Origin of the sequence: Pseudomonas sp. BN505, from assembly GCF_029873175.1 — a bacterium.
Lineage (GTDB): Bacteria > Pseudomonadota > Gammaproteobacteria > Pseudomonadales > Pseudomonadaceae > Aquipseudomonas > Aquipseudomonas putida.
In genome coordinates, this window is the sequence record NZ_SSOI01000042.1 from 75,119 (window position 1) to 92,303 (window position 17,185).

At 61.7% G+C, this 17,185-nt stretch carries 17 protein-coding genes; 3 read left to right on the forward strand and 14 right to left on the reverse strand.

The window, feature by feature from the left end:
* Positions 1-23: 23 nt before the first annotated feature.
* From E8E78_RS12735 to benR, 8 genes are all read right to left on the reverse strand, one after another.
* Positions 24-1,223 (reverse strand): benzoate/H(+) symporter BenE family transporter, encoded by a 1,200-nt coding sequence (locus E8E78_RS12735; RefSeq protein ID WP_049273813.1) that lies wholly within the window; start codon positions 1,221-1,223, stop codon positions 24-26.
* A 181-nt stretch (positions 1,224-1,404) separates the two neighbouring features.
* The gene (locus E8E78_RS12740) at positions 1,405-2,736 is read right to left on the reverse strand and encodes an aromatic acid/H+ symport family MFS transporter (RefSeq protein ID WP_059394916.1); all 1,332 of its coding nucleotides are present in this window, start codon (positions 2,734-2,736) and stop codon (positions 1,405-1,407) included.
* Positions 2,737-2,792: 56 nt separating this feature from the next.
* Positions 2,793-3,554, reverse strand: coding sequence for a 1,6-dihydroxycyclohexa-2,4-diene-1-carboxylate dehydrogenase (locus tag E8E78_RS12745; RefSeq protein WP_016499613.1), 762 nt, complete (start codon positions 3,552-3,554; stop codon positions 2,793-2,795).
* A 145-nt stretch (positions 3,555-3,699) separates the two neighbouring features.
* Entirely contained in the window at positions 3,700-4,710 is a 1,011-nt protein-coding gene (gene benC, locus E8E78_RS12750; protein WP_016499612.1) for a benzoate 1,2-dioxygenase electron transfer component BenC, read from the reverse strand.
* A gap of 72 nt (positions 4,711-4,782) precedes the next feature.
* Complete coding sequence (gene benB / locus E8E78_RS12755; RefSeq protein ID WP_016499611.1) at positions 4,783-5,268, reverse strand: benzoate 1,2-dioxygenase small subunit; 486 nt, start codon at positions 5,266-5,268, stop codon at positions 4,783-4,785.
* Positions 5,265-6,623 (reverse strand): benzoate 1,2-dioxygenase large subunit, encoded by a 1,359-nt coding sequence (gene benA / locus E8E78_RS12760; protein ID WP_049273846.1) that lies wholly within the window; start codon positions 6,621-6,623, stop codon positions 5,265-5,267. Before benA ends, benB begins: the two co-directional genes overlap by 4 nt.
* A gap of 83 nt (positions 6,624-6,706) precedes the next feature.
* Complete coding sequence (locus E8E78_RS29090) at positions 6,707-7,432, reverse strand: RHS repeat-associated core domain-containing protein (protein ID WP_080983652.1); 726 nt, start codon at positions 7,430-7,432, stop codon at positions 6,707-6,709.
* Between the two features lie 84 nt (positions 7,433-7,516).
* A complete protein-coding gene (gene benR / locus E8E78_RS12770) occupies positions 7,517-8,482 on the reverse strand; it encodes a benABC operon transcriptional activator BenR (RefSeq protein ID WP_049273848.1) in 966 nt (321 codons plus the stop codon).
* Positions 8,483-8,862: 380 nt separating this feature from the next.
* Between benR and E8E78_RS12775 the strand changes: the two genes are divergently transcribed.
* Positions 8,863-9,747, forward strand: a complete 885-nt coding sequence (locus tag E8E78_RS12775) for an alpha/beta hydrolase (RefSeq protein WP_049273850.1) — start codon at positions 8,863-8,865, stop codon at positions 9,745-9,747.
* Positions 9,748-9,845: 98 nt separating this feature from the next.
* Here E8E78_RS12775 and E8E78_RS12780 read toward each other — a convergent pair whose 3' ends face one another.
* Positions 9,846-10,577 carry a hypothetical protein gene (locus E8E78_RS12780; RefSeq protein WP_059394935.1) on the reverse strand — a complete coding sequence of 244 codons (732 nt, stop codon included), beginning with the start codon at positions 10,575-10,577 and terminating at the stop codon, positions 9,846-9,848.
* A gap of 103 nt (positions 10,578-10,680) precedes the next feature.
* Complete coding sequence (gene hisN / locus E8E78_RS12785) at positions 10,681-11,472, reverse strand: histidinol-phosphatase (protein WP_049273852.1); 792 nt, start codon at positions 11,470-11,472, stop codon at positions 10,681-10,683.
* A 169-nt stretch (positions 11,473-11,641) separates the two neighbouring features.
* On the opposite strand from hisN, the gene E8E78_RS12790 reads away from it, so the two are divergent.
* On the forward strand, positions 11,642-12,532 hold the full coding sequence (locus E8E78_RS12790) for a universal stress protein (RefSeq protein WP_049273853.1): 891 nt from the start codon (positions 11,642-11,644) through the stop codon (positions 12,530-12,532).
* Between the two features lie 154 nt (positions 12,533-12,686).
* Here E8E78_RS12790 and E8E78_RS12795 read toward each other — a convergent pair whose 3' ends face one another.
* The 4 genes from E8E78_RS12795 to E8E78_RS12810 all read right to left on the reverse strand — a co-directional run bounded on the left by E8E78_RS12795 (position 12,687) and on the right by E8E78_RS12810 (position 15,654).
* Positions 12,687-13,208 (reverse strand): acyloxyacyl hydrolase, encoded by a 522-nt coding sequence (locus E8E78_RS12795; protein ID WP_049273855.1) that lies wholly within the window; start codon positions 13,206-13,208, stop codon positions 12,687-12,689.
* Positions 13,209-13,404: 196 nt separating this feature from the next.
* A complete protein-coding gene (locus tag E8E78_RS12800) occupies positions 13,405-14,151 on the reverse strand; it encodes a phytanoyl-CoA dioxygenase family protein (RefSeq protein WP_049273857.1) in 747 nt (248 codons plus the stop codon).
* 56 nt (positions 14,152-14,207) lie between these two features.
* Positions 14,208-14,651 (reverse strand): hypothetical protein, encoded by a 444-nt coding sequence (locus E8E78_RS12805; RefSeq protein ID WP_049273858.1) that lies wholly within the window; start codon positions 14,649-14,651, stop codon positions 14,208-14,210.
* 133 nt (positions 14,652-14,784) lie between these two features.
* Entirely contained in the window at positions 14,785-15,654 is an 870-nt protein-coding gene (locus E8E78_RS12810) for a LysR family transcriptional regulator (protein WP_016499597.1), read from the reverse strand.
* Between the two features lie 107 nt (positions 15,655-15,761).
* Here E8E78_RS12810 and E8E78_RS12815 point away from each other — a divergent pair, with 107 nt between their 5' ends.
* Positions 15,762-17,147 carry an aldehyde dehydrogenase family protein gene (locus E8E78_RS12815; protein ID WP_049273861.1) on the forward strand — a complete coding sequence of 462 codons (1,386 nt, stop codon included), beginning with the start codon at positions 15,762-15,764 and terminating at the stop codon, positions 17,145-17,147.
* The last annotated feature ends 38 nt before the right edge of the window (positions 17,148-17,185 follow it).

Sequence of the window (17,185 nt, forward strand, 5' to 3'; positions counted from 1 at the left end):
TAAAGCGTTGGGAACACGGCAGTTCATCTGGTGCGGCGCAGCACCTCCCCGGCACGCGGCTGGCGCAGCCTGAGCAGTGCATGGGCCAGCAGGCCGAACAGCAGCCCCCAGAACGCTGCCGACAGGCCAAGGAAGGCTACCCCCGAAGCGGTGACCAGGAAGGTGAACAGGCCTGCATCGCGCTCAACCGGTTCTGCCAGGCTGCGGGCCAGCGCCTCGTTCATGGCGCCGTACAGGGCCAGCCCGGCCAGGGCCGCGATCAGTGCGGCGGGAAAGGCTGCGAACAGCGACATCAGCGTGGCACCGGCAATGCCCAGCAGCAGGTACAGCGTGCTGCCAGCCACTGCCGCCACATAGCGCCGTCGTGGGTTTTCGTGGGCCTCATGGCCCGTGCACAGGCTGGCGGTAACCGCCGCCAGGTTCAGCCCGTGGCAGCCGAATGGCGCCAGCACGGTACCGGCCAGGGCACTGGCGCTGATCAACGGGCTGGCCGGTGTGGCGTAACCCGCATTGCGCAGCACCGCCATGCCCGGCATGAACTGCCCGGTCAGCGCCACCAGCACCATCGGCAGCGCCAGGCTGAATACCGCTGGCAGGCTGAACTGAGGGGTGATCCACTGCGGCGAAGCCAGTTCCAGTACCAGCGCCTCGCTACGGAACGCACCGCTGGCCACGGTCACCAGGGCGCCCACGCACAGCACCGCAGCCACTGCGTAACGGGGCTGAACCCGGCGCATCAGCACGTAGGTGACGAACATCGCCAGTACCAGCAACGGCTGCACTGGCAAGGCGCGGAACACTTCGATACCAAAACCGAACAGGATGCCAGCCTGCATGCCAGCGGCGATGGACCCCGGCAAGCGCGCGATGATGCGGTCGAAGGCCCCGCTGATGCCGATCAGCAGCAGGACCAGGTTGGCCACCAGGTAGGCACCTACGGCCTGTTCCAGGCCGAGTTGCGGCAAGGCAGTGACCAGCAGCGCGGAGCCGGGGATCGACCAGGCGATCACTACCGGCACGCGGTAGCGCAAACTGAGCAGCGCACCAAGCACGGCACTGCCCATGGACACGGCCCAGACCCAGGATGACAACTGCTGGTGAGACAGCCCGGCCGCTTCGGCGGCGTGGAAAATGATCACCAGCGGGCCGGCGTAAGAGATCATCGTGGCGATGCAGCCCGCGACAATGGCGGACAGTGAGCTGTCATTGATCAGGGTTTTCATGGCGCATCCCGCAAGGCAGTGGCCGGTCTTTGTGGCTGGCTCTTGTTCTGTGTTGGCTTCTTCGCGGGCGTGCCCGCTCCCACAGGTCCAGTGCAGTGCACCGACTGCGCGCAATCCTTGTGGGAGCGGGCAAGCCCGCGAAGAAGCCAACGCGGTGTAGCCTGGCCTTGTTCTTTTCGGGTCATGCCTGCGCCGCGATGGCCTGGGCTTGCCGACGGCCGCTGGCCAGGTGCACGGCCATGGCCAGGGCGGCAATCGCGCCTGGGATGGCGAAGGCGATGAAGTTGAGTTGCAGGGGCAGGTTGATGCCCATCAGTGCGCCGCCCAGCAAGGGGCCGACGATGGCGCCGTTGCGGCCGATACCCGAGGCCCAGCCAAGCCCCGTGGAACGCACCGACAGCCCATACATTTGCGCGGCGCCGGCATACAGCAGGATCTGCGTACCAATGGTGGTGGCGCCGGCAATGAAGATCAGCAGATACAGCACCGGCATCGGGCTATTGACGCCCAGCAAGCTGATCGACAGCGCGGCGGCAATGAAGAACGCCACCTTTACCTTGACCAGGTTGTAGCGATCACCCAGCCAGCCGCCGAGGACGGCCCCAGCCATGCCGCCGAAGTTCAACGCCAGCAGGAACGACAGGCTGGAACCCAGGCTGTAGCCAGCGTTGGCCATCAGTTTCGGCAGCCAGGAGCTGAGTGCATAAACCATCAGCAGGCAGCAGAAGAACGCCAGCCACAGTGCCAGGGTGCGGATGGCGAGGCCGTTGCGAAATAGCTCCAGCACTGACGCCCCGCCACCCGCTTTACGGTCAGCCGCCTGCAGCACGTCATCGGCCTGCACGTCGCATTGCGGGTCGAGTCGTTTGAGCAACGCCCGCGCTTCCTCGGTACGCCCCTTGCGCACCAGAAAACCAATGGACTCTGGCAGGTAGTAGAGGATCACCGGCAACAGCAGCAGTGGTACAGCAGCTGCGAAGAACATCGACTCCCAGCCGAAACGCGGCAGCATGAAAATACCGACGCCCGCCGAAAGCATGCCGCCCACCGAATAACCGCTGAACATGATCGCTACCAGCGTACTGCGCAAGCGCTTGGGGGCATACTCGTTCATCAGTGCCACAGCGTTGGGCATCAGGCCGCCACAGCCCAGGCCGGCAATGAAGCGGTAGATGCCAAACTCGCTCGGGCTGCTGGCAAAACCATTGAAGATGGTCGCCACCGAGAACAAGGCGAAACAGATGGCAATGCCCTTCTTGCGCCCGATGCGGTCGGCCAGGCTGCCGAACGCCAGGGCACCGAACATCATGCCGAACAGCGCGTAACTGCCCAGCGCGCCGGCCTGCAACGGGGTCAGGCCCCACTCTTTCATGATCACCGGCAGTACCACGCCGTAGATGAACAGGTCATAGCCGTCGAAGATCAACAACAGGCCGCACCAGGCCATGACCATCCAGTGAAACGGGGTAAAGCGCGCGTTATCGATGATCGGGTGTACGTCAAGGGTTCGCATGGCATCTGTCGCTCTTGTTTTTGTTGTGATGGAAAGCTGTTGCCTTGGGGTGTTGCTCAGCCGAGGTCGCCGCCCCCTACCGGCAGGGTCACGCCGGTGATGTAAGAGGCCTCGTCGGAAGCGAGGAACAGGATCGCCCCCACCTGCTCGTCGATGCTGCCGTAGCGGTGCATCAGGCTGCTGTCGAGGGTCTGGTCGACGATCTGCTGGTACCAGCGTTTTTCCTGTTCGCTTTGCTCGGCGCTGTTGCGTGGCACACGCCGGGGTGGCGCTTCGGTGCCGCCGGGCGCAGTCGCGTTGACACGGATGCCGCGCCCTGCAGTTTCGAAGGCCAGGCATGCGGTAAGCGCGTTGACGCCGCCCTTGGCTGCGCCATAAGGCACCCGGTTGACGCCACGGGTGGCGATGGAAGAAACGTTGACGATGGCGCCGCTGCCGCGCTCAAGCATGTACGGCAGCGCGGCATGGCAGCACCACAGGGTGGGGAACAGCGAACGGCGCACTTCGGCCTCGATCTGCTCGACTTCGTAGTGCTCGAAAGGCTTGGCCCAGATGGTGCCGCCGACGTTGTTCACCAAGATGTCGAGGCGGCCGAAGGTTTCCACCGCACTGGCCATGACTCGGGCGCAATCGGTGTGTTGCTCCAGGTCGGCGGTGAGGGTGAGCATGCCTTCGCCGGCCAGCTCGTGGACCAGTTCGGAACGGTCTACCGCCACCACTTGCGCGCCTTCGGCCTTCAGCCGCCAGCACACGCCCCGGCCGATGCCTTGAGCGGCACCGGTGACCAGGGCAACCTTGCCTTGGAATCTGTTGTTCATATGTTTTTCCTGCATGACCCGGTTAATGGCAATTGGGAGGGCTGCGCCCTCCATCGCGACGCAAGGCGGCTCCCACATGGATCGCGTTTCCCTGTAGGAGCGGCCTTGTGCCGCGAAAGGGCCGCGAAGCGGCCCCGGCGATCTGTCAGGCCGCCGCCGCAAACTTCTCGTAGTAGAAGTTGGCCGGGGTAATACCCTGCTCGCGCACGTACTGGCTGACCGCCTCGACCATCGGCGGTGGCCCGCACAGGTACAGGTCCACATCGCCGTCGTTGAGGTGGCGTGGCTCGATGTGCTGGGTCACGTAGCCCTTTTGTGGGTACTGGCTGTCCGGGTTGGCCACACAAGCGCTGTAGGTAAAGTTGGGGATGCGCGCCGCCAGCGCTTGCAGGCGGTCGAGCTCGACCAGGTCGAAGTCGTTGGTCACGCCATAGATCAGGTGCAGCGGGTGCTCACTGCCCTGCTCGGCGATTTTCTCCAGCATCGCGGTGAACGGCGCCAGGCCGGTACCGCCAGCCAAAAGCAACAGCGGGCGCTGGATCGGCCGCAGGTAAAAGCTGCCCAGCGGCCCTGCCAGGCTCATGCTGTCGCCGGCTTTGGCAAGGTTGGTCAGGAAGCTGCTCATCAACCCACCTGGTACGTTGCGGATCAGGAAGCTGACTTCGCCGCCCTTCTGCAACGAACTGAACGAATAGGCGCGGCTCTGCTCGCTGCCCGGGACCTTGAGGTTGACGTACTGCCCCGGCAGGAAGGCCAGGCGGCTTAACGCCTCACCCTTGATCGACAGGGCAATGGTGCTGGCCGACAGTTGGCGCACATCGCTGATGGCGGCCTCGAAGCTGGCCTGTTCGGTCTTGCACAGCTGCGACGAAGCAGGGATGCGGATGACGCAGTCGCTTTCAGCCCGCATCTGGCAGGTCAGTACGTAGCCTTCGGCAATTTCGTCTTCGTTCAGGGCATCTTCGATGAAGTTGTCGCCCAGGTCATAGCGGCCGGATTCGGCCTTGCACTTGCACGTACCGCAGGCGCCGTCGCGGCAGTCCAGCGGGATGTTGATGCCCTGGCGGTAGGCAGCGTCAGCCACGGTTTCATGGCCGGTAGCCTCGATGAAGCGGGTAACCCCGTCTTCGAAATTCAGTGCGATCTGGTAGCTCATGTTGCACCTCGCAGGCGAGCCGGCCCACGGCGCGTCGCAGGACGCACCGGGCAGTACTCGCAAAAACCTGTATCAGATGTGGTAGATGTCGATGACCTGGCGCACGTAGTCGTTCTTCAGCACCACCTTCTTGGCCTTGATCAGCGGCTGTTCGCCGCGCAGGTCGAGGGTGTAGAAGCTGGTGCCGAAGTAACTGTCCGTGGTCTTGTAGCGGAAGCTCAGGGTATGCCAGTTGAAACGCACCTGGCAGCTGCCCTCGGCCTGCTCGACGATCTCGATGTTGCTGATGTTGTGCGAAGTACGAGTGTCGGGCACGGTCGCACTGGAGCGCTCGGTCTTGATGCGGAACACGCGGTCTTCCAGGCCGCCACGGTTGCCGTACCAGATCAGCGAGATTTCGCTTTGTGGGTCTTCGGTGAGGGTGTCGTCATCGTCCCAGCTCGGCATCCAGAAGCTGGCATCGCTGGCGTACAATTCCAGCCACTGGTCCCACTGGGCGTCGTCCAGGTAGCGCGCTTCGCGGTAGAGGAAGTCGCGCACGGTTTCATACAGGCTCATTGCACGGCCTCCACAGGGATCAGCTGCTGTTCGTCCTTGAGGGCCTGGATCATGGTGTCCTGCCAGTACTTGTGCTGCAGCACGAACAGGCCTTCGTCTTCGGTACGCACGCCAGACAGCAGGGGTTCGAGGTCAATCTCCCTGGCTGCCTCATCGGCGCCTTCGACCCAGTGCTTGGCGCCACGGGACATGTCGTTCCAGCCAGTGCCGCCGCCATAGCCGGTCTGGCACGAGCGGAACTCTTCCAGGTCGTCCGGGGTGGCCATGCCGCTGACATTGAAGAAGTCTTCGTACTGGCGGATGCGCTTGGCACGGGCATCGGCACTCTCGCCTTTGGGGGCGATGCAGTAGATGGTGATTTCGGTCTTGTTCACCGAAATCGGCCGGGCAACGCGGATCTGCGAGCTGAACTGGTCCATCAGGTACACGTTCGGGTACAGGCACAGGTTGCGCGAGTTCTCGATCATCCAGTCGGCACGCGCCTGGCCGTAGTCGGCAGCCAGCTGGTCGCGGCGCTCATAGGCCGGGCGGTCTTCCGGGTTGGCCCAACGGGTCCACAGCAGCAGGTGGCCGTGGTCGAAGGAGTAGAAGCCGCCACCCTGCTTGGCCCAGGCACCGGCGCTCATGGTCTTGATCTCGTCGCCCGCCTCGCGCTGCTTGCGCTGGTTCTGGGTAGCGGCGTAGTTCCAGTGCACGGAGCTGACGTGGTACCCGTCGGCTCCGTTTTCGGCGGTGAGCTTCCAGTTGCCTTCATAGATGTACGAGCTGGCACCGCGCAGCACCTCCAGGCCCTCAGGCGACTGATCGACGATCATGTCGATGATCTTCGCTGACTCGCCCAAGTGTTCGACCAGCGGTTTCACATCGGCATTCAGGCTGCCAAACAAAAAGCCCCGGTACGACTCGAAACGCGCCACCTTGGTCAGGTCGTGGGAGCCGTCGCAGTTGAAGCTGTCGGGGTAGCCGGCGTTGCTCGGGTCTTTCACCTTCAGCAGTTTGCCGCTGTTGTTGAACGTCCAGCCGTGGAACGGGCAGGTGTAGCTGGCGCGGTTACCGCGCTTGTGTCGGCACAGCATGGCACCGCGGTGGCTGCAGGCGTTGAGGAAGGCATTGAGCTCACCGTCCTTGTTGCGCGCGATGAAAATCGGTTGGCGCCCCATGGTCAGGGTGAGGAAGTCATTCTTCTCGGGGATCTGGCTTTCGTGAGCCAGGTAGATCCAGTTGCCCTCGAAGATGTGTTTCATTTCCAGGTCGAACAACCGTGGGTCGGTGAACATCTCCCGCTTGCAGCGGTAGATACCCTTTTCACGGTCGTCCTCGAGCATGGCATTGAGGTAGTCGAATCCCAGGGACATGGCCAGGGTCTCCCTTGTTATTGTTTAGACCTGGTCAGGTTAGGGAGACGACTGGCGGGGGGCTATCCGGATTGTGCAGAACGTTATCCAGTTTTGCCGGGATCTCGTACTTTTGGGACCACTCGTCCGGGATCATGGAGCCAGCTGATGGCACTAGGGGTATCTTTGGCTAGTTTCATCTTTTCGTATAGCGGACCGAGCACGCCGATCGCCTCGCTTAGTCGATCCTGCGAACTGATGGGTGCTGCAGCTTGGCTGACTGTCAAACCAGCTTCCCGTTTCAAGTTCTCTCCATAGTTGCTAATCAGTTTCTGTGTTGTACCTTCCACGAGTAACAACTGTGGACCAGACCAATCCGCCGATGTCATTATTCGGCTCAACTGGCTCCCGTAATCACGACCTAGTTCATTAACCGTTCTCACGACAGGCTCGCTTACAGCTGGAGAAACCGTCTTTTCCCCTTTAAAGTCTGGATTTCGCATGCGAAACCCTGCCTTGGGGCGAACGCTCCACAACCTCACTTGGGGAAGCAACATGTGTCCGCTCGGATCAGTATTGTTCACCGGATCCCCACCGCAATAGGCGTAACAATTGATTCCCCCAGCCCCCATTGGGCTCAAGCTGTCAGGGCTATGAAATCTCATCAAAACCGGATTGAACGCACGGTATCCATTCCCCAGCAAGTAGTGCCCTGTGGCCGACTCTTTCCGCTGCCCGCTGAAGCGCAGCAGAGATGCGCATTGCTCCCCCCCATCACGGCCATAAACGGTGTATTGCAGTGCACAATAAGAAATCTGCGATGTCGACATGGTGACCACCCTGTACCCGAAATAAGGCAGATGGTGGGCTGTGCATGAAATGCCAGCAACTGGCAGAAATATCAGGTGGCCTCGTCAGCGCGCCTCATCCCGACGCTTGAACGTCTGCGAAGGCAACTCGCCAAATTGCTGCCGATACACCTCGGAAAACCGGCCTAAATGAAAGAAGCCGTAATCCAGGGCAAGTTCGGTCACACTGCGCACACCGCAAGTCGGGTCGCTCAGGCACGCATGCACCCGCTCAAGCTTGCGCTGGCGCACGTAATGCTTGGGCGTGGTGCTCAGGTGCTGTTCAAACAGCGCATACAGCGAACGCAAACTCATGCAGGCCTGCTCTGCCAGCACCTCAGCCGACAGCTCCAACTTCAGGTTGCGCTCTATGTAATCGAGAATGCGCTCAAGGCCGGCCTGCGGTGCGCTCAGGCTTTCGCGGCGGATATTGGTGGTCATCAGGGTCAGCAACTTGCTGGCGACAATCTGGCTGTAGTGCCCCTGCACCCTGGGCAGCGACTCGCTCACTTCCGCCTCATGGCAAACCATGGCCAGCAGGTTGACGAAGCCATCCAGTTCATCCAGCCGGTAATGATTGCGCAAGAACCGCACGCCCCCATCCGGCCGCTGCCAGCGCTGTTCATCGCAGATCGAGTCCAGCAGCCGGGTCGGCACCTTGAGGATGAACTTCTCGCAATCTTCCGAGTAGGTCAGGTCAACCGGGTCATCCGGGTTGATCAGCAACAACTCGCCCGGCACCAGACGCTGCTCGTGCTTATACCCACGCCACAGGCAGTTGCCGTTGAGCAACACTTGCAGGTGATAAATGGTTTCCAGTGCTGGCGAAGTCACGCGAACGCTGCCGCCGTAGCTGATGCGGCACAGGTCGAGCTCGGCAAACTTGCGGTGGCTGAGGCTGGCCTGGGGATGGGTGGTGCGTGACAGTCCGATGCAATGCTGGCCTACATGCTGGTTCACATAATCGGACACAGCATAAGGGTCGGCGTGGTGAAACACGCTACTGCGCTCGCTCAGCAGGCGGCTTTCCATAGGCAAGGCACTCGGTATCGTTATTGTTCTGGTCGCCGCTTCCTACAGCCTTTTGGGCGGTGGTCGCGGTCGTCACGGTCATTCTATCGGGTCGGTTGCGGATAGCGGGGGCAGGCGACAACCGGTGAATGGCCACACTACAGCAAAAAGGCTGCGGTTGAGCAATGCGGCGATGGGATTGGATGGGCGGATAGCGGACAAGCCAGATGCAGCTGGCGTTCGTTTATCGAACGGTATTTTCCTGTACCGGCCGCTGCGAGAGTAAACGCGCGCGAGGCCGGTAATATTCCATTTCTTCCAGAAACAGCTTGCAACCAAACCATCCTGCCATTCGGTCACTTTTTCAACACCCGGCGCAGTGCTTCTGCTAGAAAGCGCACATGCCTACCCTCTTCCTTACCCACCTGCGCCGCCGCTGGCGCACCTGGTTGTGTGCCACCTTGCTGGTTATTGGCTTACCCTCCAGCTGCGCCATGCTGCAGCACAAGGAGCGCGAACTGGTGTTCCGCATCGAACCTGGCCAAGCCAGCTGGTTCCGCGGTTTGCCCAGCGACGTGCAGGAGCTTGACCTGCGCCCGCGCAGCTTCAGCGATAACCAGAGCCTGCACGCCTGGTGGTGGCCGGCCAAACGCGCCAATGCCCCGGCGGTGCTCTACCTGCACGGCGTGCGCTGGAACCTTACCGGCCAATTGTTCCGCATCGAGCAGCTGCATGCCATGGGCTACTCGGTGCTGGCCGTGGATTACCGTGGCTTTGGCCAGAGCCGGGGCGACCTGCCATCCGAGGCCACGGTGTACGAAGATGCCCGCATTGCGTGGGAGCGCTTTGCCCAGCTGCAGCCGGATGCCGGCAAGCGCCTGATATTCGGTCATTCGCTGGGCGGCGCAGTGGCGGTGGAGCTAGCCAGTGAACTGGCCCGTGAAGCGCAGCAAAGCGGCGTTGGGGCGCCGGCACGCGGGTTGATCCTTGAGTCGACCTTCACCTCCCTGGGCGATGTCGCGGCAGCGGTGGCCAATACCTCCCTGCCGGTGCGCTGGTTGATGTCGCAGAAGTTCGACTCGCTGGACAAGATCGGCAACATCGGCCTGCCAGTGCTGCTGGTGCATGGAACGAATGACCGTTTTGTACCCCCGCGCTTCAGCCAGCAGCTGTTCGACGCAGCCCGGCAGCCCAAGACATTGCTGCTGGTGCCGGGGGCGACCCATAACAACAGCATGAGTCTGGCCGGGCAGCGTTACAGGCAGGCAATACAGGCGCTGCTCTGAACCGTCCAATGGCCTTGGGTGGCTGAAATCCTGGGGCCGCTGCGCGCCCCTTTCGCGACACAAGGCCGCTCCTACAGGGCCTGCACAACGGCTAAGGTTCACTGCACCGGCAGGAAATTCATCAACAGCAGACTCTGGGCGTAATTCAAACCAATCCGCCGATAACGCTCATCCAGCAACTCGGCTAACAGGTCCAGCCGCGCAACGATCTTGCCAAACTCCACGGCAAAACTCAGGTTGCTGCCCTCTTCCGAAATCTCGTTGGAGAACAGCAGCAACACCCCATTGGCGTCCTGCCGCTGGCTGAGCATCCAGGTAGCCCTTTCGATATTGCGCGCCGCATTGTTGATGAACAACGGGTCGATGGTATCGGTCATGTAGAAATCGGTACGCCCGCCGTGCGCGGTAATCAGCATGCTGCCGATGGCGTAGATGAAAGCACCCACCCGATCACCACGAAACTCCGGGCTCAGGGCGTAGCTCAATGCCGCCAGGTCACGACGGTTGCCCAGTTGCGGCAGTGGCTGACGATGTTCGATGGCCATGCGGATCTGCCGCTCGGCCGTGGCAGCGTCCACATAGCCCGACATCTTCCACTGGTTGGGGTTGCGCAGGTACAGCTTGTTCATCAGCAGGTACAGGCTTTGCAAGTTGTCGCGCATCGATAGCGTGGCCAAGCGGTCGACGCTGGTCTGGAACAGCTCGCTGGGTTTGCCGTTGCCGAACTGGCTGACAATATCGCGGCCTTGCTCCTGGGTGCAGGCGCACAGGCATGTGAGGGCGCCTGCCAGCAGCAGACGCGGGAAGAAATTCGGGTAACTTGCAACCATCGGCACCGGGTCGATCTTCGGCGGCTGCATTGGGGATCAGAGCAGCCTGGCCAAGGATAGAGCCCGGAAATCGTAAAAAGTGCAGTGATCGGGGATAGGTGGCTCACATGGCGTGGCGCAACATCTCTACCATCTGCGCATGCAGCGCCGGGTCACCACAGGCCACAACGCACCCGCCATTCTGTGCACTGCTGCCGTCCCAGGCAGTGATCACCCCACCTGCCCCTTCAATGATCGGCATAAGTGCCTGCACGTCATACGGCTGCAGGCTCGCCTCGACGATCACATCGACAAACCCCGAAGCCAGCATGCAGTAGGCATAGCAATCGCCACCGTAGCGCATCAGGCGCACCTTGCCGGCAACGGCCTCGAACGCGGCCTTGCGCTCGGCGGTGTCGAACATGTCCGGCGTGGTGCACATCAGTGTGGCCGACGCCAGGTCGGCACAGGTACGGGTCTGCAATGGCGTGCCACTGCGCCAGGCGCCTTCGGGGGTGCCGACAAAACGCTCGCCGGTGAAGGGCTGGTTCATCACCCCGACCACTGGGCGCGTGCCGTCGTTAAGGGCAATCAGCGTGCCCCAAAGCGGCAGGCCGGTGATGAAGGCGCGGGTGCCGTCGATCGGGTCGAGTACCCAGGTGAGCGGGCTGCTGCCCACGGCCACCCCGGCTTCTTCACCCAGGATGCCATGCTCGGGGTAACGCGCCTGGATCAGCTCGCGCATCGCGTCCTCGGCAGCCTTGTCGGCAACCGTCACCGGGTCGTACAGGCGCCCGCCCTTGTCCTCGACATCAAGGCTGGCGCGAAAATAGGGCTTGATCGCCACAGCGGCAGCGTCGGCCAGCTGCTCGGCGAAAGCGCAAAATTCGCCGATCTGTTCAGCGCTCAGGGACATGGGACAGGCCTCGTGACAATGATGGGGCACGCATCATACCCGACACATGGCGCTAGCCGCACTCGAGCAGCCGCAGGTGGAAAAAGCCTGATCGGTTTTACCGGGCGCACACAGGTCTAGACTGAACAGAACCAGCTAACCGGGGGGCTGCCACACGTGGAGGTGTGAGATGAGCCAGTTCAAGCGCTTGTTTGTCATGCTCGGCCCGCAGATGCGCCATACGCCTGCGCTGCAACGCGCGGCGGCGCTGGCGGAGTCCAGCGGTGCACTGCTGGATATCAACGTTTTCGTCGACGATGTCGACACCTTTGGTCTGATGAGCGATGGCCGCGAGCGTGAGCGGCTGCTCAGTGACAACCGCCAGTGGCTGGCAGATGAGGCTGAACAGTTGGGCAATGCTGGCCTGGACGTGTCTACCGAACTGTTGTTGACTCGCGACCCGCTGGGCAGCGCGCTGGAGCGGGTCGAACGGCAAGGCTGCGATTTGCTGGTCAAGGACGTGCAGCACGAACCCGTGCTCAAACGCCTGCTGGTCACGCCACTGGATTGGCAGTTGCTCAAGGACAGCCCGGTTGCCGTGCACCTGGTCAGCGATATCCGCCTGCCCCTGCCCCGGCAGATTGCTGCGGCAGTGGACCTGAACAGCCACGGTGCTGGCGAGCACCTGGACGAGCAGGTGATCCACTGCGCCCGTGCCCTCGCCCTGCAATGCAACGCCGAGTTGCACTTGGTGCATGTGTGCGACGCGGCCAAGACCCATATTGCCGACTTCGGCGCCGGTACGGTGACCATGCCCGGCTTCGACGGCAGCGTGCGCACTGCGCAGCGGGCGGCGTTCAACCGACTGGGTGACCATCAGCAGATCCCGCTGGAGCGTCGGCACTTTCTGGAAGGCCCAGCTATCAGGGCCATTGCCCAGTTTGTCGGCCACAGCCGGGCAGATGTGATCGTGATGGGCAGCCATCGGCATGACGCCATGCAGACCTACCTGGGCGGGACCACAGCGCATGTGCTGGAACACCCGCTGTGCAATGTGCTGGCGATCAAGGCCGTTCGCTGAGTGTTGGCATGCCTTGGCCGGCCTCTAGGTGGTTTGATCCGCGAGGATGCTGGCAACGATCCGGCATCTACGCCGACCCGGGAGCACCTCGGACGGTGCAGGCCGGGTTTCGTATACGTATTGAAAGGCTGGGGCCGCACTGCGGCCCCCTGCTTCAGAAACCTTTGCTGTAGAACAGCGAGTAGGACTCAATACCGTCGTTTGGCTGCTTGATTCCCGCATTGGAATAATGCATCGCGCGAATCCCGACTTTCTGCTCACCTGGCAACTTCAGACCGAAACCGATGCGGTCTTCGAAGTTGACCGCCGACCCCATGCGCTGGTCACCCACGTCGGTCTTGGAAAACGCCGCCAGGCCAATACCGGCCTCGATGTACGGCGTGTAGGTAAAACCGCTGAACTCGTAAGTGAACACCGGGCTGAACGACAGCGAGTGCGCACCACTGGCGTCACCGCCCTCCCAATAGGTGTAGGCAGCATCCCAGTAACCGGTCACATAGCCGGTACTGCTTTCCAGCCATTTCTTGTCCCAGTCGAAGGACAAGCCAATACGGTAGGTCATGTCACCTTGGCTGGTGGCGCCAACGGCGCCGGATACCTGCGCGGCCTGGGCCAGATTGGCCCCTGCAAAGGCCAGCACTGCAGCGGCCAGCGAAGCTGCGAGACGGGTTTTCATCAATGACTTCTCCTGATGGTCTATAGAGCAAGCGGGGGCTTTGGCCCCTCGATTTTTAGAGTGAACCGGTGCATCCAGACCGGTCACACGAAGTAATAGTTTTTTGATTATTGTCCAGATGATCAGAAAGTTGAAAGTGTATTGCCACTATTGGCTAAATCGCTTGCTCAAGATGTGCCTTCTCGTGCTCCGCGCCTCAGTCGTATTCCGCCTCTTCATGTTCGCCTAGCAAGCGCCTTTGCCGGGGCGTTGCCTCTTCCAGCACCTGAGGGTTGAAACGCCAGTTCAAGTACGGCGAGAACTTCTGCGCGACCATGCGCCTGCCGTAATGCACTTGCAGCATGTCGCGCTCGCGAGCCTGGCTGCGATTGGCTCCGCCGCTGTGCCAGACATCGCTGCGAAAGACCAGCGCATCTCCTGCCTTGCACAACATTGCCAGCGCTTCACGCCCTTGCCATTGATTCTCGCCAGCCAGTGGTGGCCGCGCCGCGCGGTGGCTGCCGGGTACGATCCAGGTCGGCCCGATGTTGTGGTCGATGTCGCTGAGGTACAGCTGAGCAGTAAGTATTTGTGCAGGCTGGGTGAAATCGCCCTTCGCGCTTAGCCAGTCGGGCAGCTGCATGGGCAGGTGATCGAGGTGTAGCGCCATGCCCGCGTAACCCGGGTGGCTGCGCCACGCAGTTTGTCCGATCACGTGGCAGTCAGTGCCTAGCGCCGCTTCAGCCAGTGCTATCAAGGGTGGCAGGTCGAGAAAGGGCAGCCAAAGCGGGTTGCGGTTGAATACGCACTTGTAGTGCTCCAACAGCCCCTGGTAGTCCCAGTGAATCGGCTGCAGGTCATCGATGGCGCAACGCAACAGGGCGATGCGCAGGGGTTCGAGCACACCGGGAAGTAACACATAGCCCTGCTCGTTCAACATCTCCAGCTGAAGATCCAGGCTCATGGCGATGCGCTCCTCTCAGGCAGGAGTACATCCGTACTCCTGCCGTATTTTTTTGATCAACGCCAGTTAAGGTTCACGGTCGCGGGGCCCTTGCCGTTCACGGTCACCAGTTGCTGCACCGTCTCACCTTGGGCATTGCCAGTGACCTTGTACTTGCCGGGAGGCAACTGCACATACAGCAGCGGCCCGGCATCTGTGACGCTGAGTACGGGCTGGCCTTGTGCATTCTGAATGTCGACTGTGGCACCACTCTGGAACTTGCCTTCCGGGCCAGTGGAAAGCTCCACGTGCAAGTCATAGCCGGTGGTTTTGCGTAGCGCATTGGCCTCATCCTGGCCAATACCACCTTGCAAATAGCGCACGCCGTTCTGCTCCTGCGGTTGCAACCGCACGGCCTGCATGTCGATGGGGGCATTGAGGTCGGCGGCAGCAGCCAGGGTCCATGGCATGGCCAGGGTGATCAGCAACGCCGCGCCGAGGGCATAGTGATGGTTACGCATGGTATGACCCTCCTTTAGAGGATGGCTTACCTATTATCTGATCCTCCCGGGGTATTGGTGTTCTGGCTGATGCATGGTCGTCATCGTGACATTCGGCACTAACCCATCAATCGAATGTAAATTTAGATACTGATCAAGAGGTTGTACGACCTTCCTCAAGGAGTTTCACGAACATGCTCAGACTGCGTGATACCGCGCCCCGCCGCCAGACCAGCCAGGTTTTCAGGTAGCGAAAATCTTCCGACATAGGCCAGGCACTGACCGTGCTGCACCCGGGCATATTGTCGAGCATGCTGCGCGGCATCATGGCCAGGCCTGCGCCAGCGCTGACGCACGCCAACATGCCATGGTACGACTCCATCTCGTGAATCTTGCCCGGCACTGCCTGGTCCTTGACGAACCAGTTCTCGAAGTGATGGCGATACGAGCAGTTGGCACGGAAGGCGTAGATGCTCTCACCGTTCACATCCTGGGCGCGCGTAACTGGCGCATGGTTGAGCGGCGCGATGACCATCATTTCCTCTTCGAACACCGGCATGCCTTCCAGTGTCGGGTGCAGCACCGGGCCGTCGACGAACGCGGCCACCAGCCGGCCAGACAACACGCCTTCGAGCATGGTCCCGGATGGCCCGGTGGACAGGTCAAGGTCTACCTTGGGGTAGCGCTGGTTGTACGCCGCCAGCAAAGCCGGGATGCGCACCGCTGCCGTGCTTTCCAGCGAACCGAGGGCAAAGGTGCCCTGCGGGTCTTCACCGGCGACGGTAAGGCGCGCCTCGTGCACCAGGTCGAGGATGCGCCGGGTGTATTCAAGAAAATTCCAGCCTGCAGGCGACAGGCGCAGGCGGCTTTTCTCGCGAATGAACAGCTCCACGCCCAGGTCTTCTTCCAGTTGCTTGATGCGCGTGGTCAGGTTGGACGGCACCCGATGGATGTGCTGCGCGGCGGCGCTGATGCTGCCCTGCTCTGCCACCGCCTTGAAGATCTCCAGTTGCACCAGGTCCACAGCCTTTCTCCAAACGTGAATGTTTCGCTCATTATTATTCAGTTTTCATTAAAGCCATAGCCCACTAGTCTGGCGTCACTGATTAACAACAACGAGAGTGTCCCGCCATGAGCGCGATCAGCAGCCTGACCCACGCCATCTCCCTCGACCCGTACAGCGGCGAGCAGATCGGCGCCTACCCGTTCGACACCGACGCCGCACTGGAAGCGGCGCTGCAACGTGCCAAGGTTGGCTACGGCCAGTGGCGCCAAGTGTCGCTGGGTCAGCGCAGCGAGTACCTGCTCGCCCTGGCCAGCACCCTCGAAGCCAAGGCCGAAGCCTTTGCCCAGATGATCAGCCGCGAAATAGGCAAGCCGATTGCCCAGGCCCGTGGCGAAGTCAGCAAGTGCGTCGGCCTGTGCCGCTGGTATGCCGAACACGGCCCGGCCATGCTTGCCGCTGAGCCGACCCAGGTTGAAAAAGCCCGTATCGAATACCGCCCGCTCGGCCCGATCCTGGCCGTGATGCCGTGGAACTTCCCGGTCTGGCAGGTACTGCGCGGCGCCGTGCCAGCGATCCTGGCAGGCAATACCTACGTGCTCAAGCACGCGCCGAACGTGATGGGCAGCGCCTACCTGCTGGGCGAGCTGTTCAAGGATGCCGGCCTGCCGGATGGCGTGTTCGAAGTGCTGAACGTGACCCCGGATGGCGTCACCCGCGCCATCAACGACCCGCGTATCGCCGCCGTGACCCTGACCGGCAGCGTGCGTGCCGGCATGGCGATTGGTGCCCAGGCCGGTGCGGCACTGAAGAAGTGTGTACTGGAGCTCGGTGGCTCTGACCCGTTCATCGTGCTGGCCGACGCCGACCTGGATGCCGCCGTCAAGGCCGCAGTCATTGGCCGTTACCAGAACACCGGCCAGGTCTGCGCAGCGGCCAAGCGCCTGATCGTGGAAGACAGCATTGTCGAGGAGTTCACGCGCAAGTTCGTTGAAGCAACCCGCGAGCTGAAAGTCGGCAACCCACTGGAAGACGACACCTACATCGGCCCGATGGCCCGTTACGACCTGCGCGACGAGCTGGACGGCCAGGTTCAGGCGACCCTCGCCGAAGGCGCCACCCTGCTGCTGGGCGGCAACAAGGTCGAAGGCGTGGCCAACTTCTATGCGCCGACCGTGTTCGCCAACGTCACCCCGCAAATGACCGCATTCAAGCAGGAGTTGTTCGGGCCAGTGGCTGCGATCATCACTGCACGTGATGCCGACCATGCGGTGGAATTGGCCAACGACAGCGATTTCGGCCTGGCCGCGACCATCTACACCGCCGACTATGCGCTGGCCGAGCGCATGACTATGGCACTGGATACCGGTGGCGTGTTCATCAACGGCTACTGCGCTTCCGACCCCCGTGTGGCGTTTGGTGGCGTGAAGAAGAGCGGGTTCGGGCGTGAGCTGTCGCACTTTGGTGTGCGCGAGTTCACCAATGCCCAGACGGTGTGGCTGGACCGTAACTGATTCAAAACTTCTGGGGCTGCTTTGCGGCCCCAGATGCC

Coding starts and splice junctions, on each gene's coding strand:
- E8E78_RS12780 (WP_059394935.1), bottom strand. CDS start 10,577: ATGGTTGCAAGTTACCCGAATTTCTTCCCGCGTCTGCTGCTGGCAGGC.
- E8E78_RS12735 (WP_049273813.1), bottom strand. CDS start 1,223: ATGAAAACCCTGATCAATGACAGCTCACTGTCCGCCATTGTCGCGGGC.
- E8E78_RS12800 (WP_049273857.1), bottom strand. CDS start 14,151: ATGAGCCTGGATCTTCAGCTGGAGATGTTGAACGAGCAGGGCTATGTG.
- E8E78_RS12805 (WP_049273858.1), bottom strand. CDS start 14,651: ATGCGTAACCATCACTATGCCCTCGGCGCGGCGTTGCTGATCACCCTG.
- benR (WP_049273848.1), bottom strand. CDS start 8,482: ATGGAAAGCCGCCTGCTGAGCGAGCGCAGTAGCGTGTTTCACCACGCC.
- benA (WP_049273846.1), bottom strand. CDS start 6,623: ATGTCCCTGGGATTCGACTACCTCAATGCCATGCTCGAGGACGACCGT.
- E8E78_RS12795 (WP_049273855.1), bottom strand. CDS start 13,208: ATGAAAACCCGTCTCGCAGCTTCGCTGGCCGCTGCAGTGCTGGCCTTT.
- benB (WP_016499611.1), bottom strand. CDS start 5,268: ATGAGCCTGTATGAAACCGTGCGCGACTTCCTCTACCGCGAAGCGCGC.
- E8E78_RS12815 (WP_049273861.1), top strand. CDS start 15,762: ATGAGCGCGATCAGCAGCCTGACCCACGCCATCTCCCTCGACCCGTAC.
- E8E78_RS12740 (WP_059394916.1), bottom strand. CDS start 2,736: ATGCGAACCCTTGACGTACACCCGATCATCGATAACGCGCGCTTTACC.
- E8E78_RS12790 (WP_049273853.1), top strand. CDS start 11,642: ATGAGCCAGTTCAAGCGCTTGTTTGTCATGCTCGGCCCGCAGATGCGC.
- benC (WP_016499612.1), bottom strand. CDS start 4,710: ATGAGCTACCAGATCGCACTGAATTTCGAAGACGGGGTTACCCGCTTC.
- hisN (WP_049273852.1), bottom strand. CDS start 11,472: ATGTCCCTGAGCGCTGAACAGATCGGCGAATTTTGCGCTTTCGCCGAG.
- E8E78_RS29090 (WP_080983652.1), bottom strand. CDS start 7,432: ATGTCGACATCGCAGATTTCTTATTGTGCACTGCAATACACCGTTTAT.
- E8E78_RS12775 (WP_049273850.1), top strand. CDS start 8,863: ATGCCTACCCTCTTCCTTACCCACCTGCGCCGCCGCTGGCGCACCTGG.
- E8E78_RS12745 (WP_016499613.1), bottom strand. CDS start 3,554: ATGAACAACAGATTCCAAGGCAAGGTTGCCCTGGTCACCGGTGCCGCT.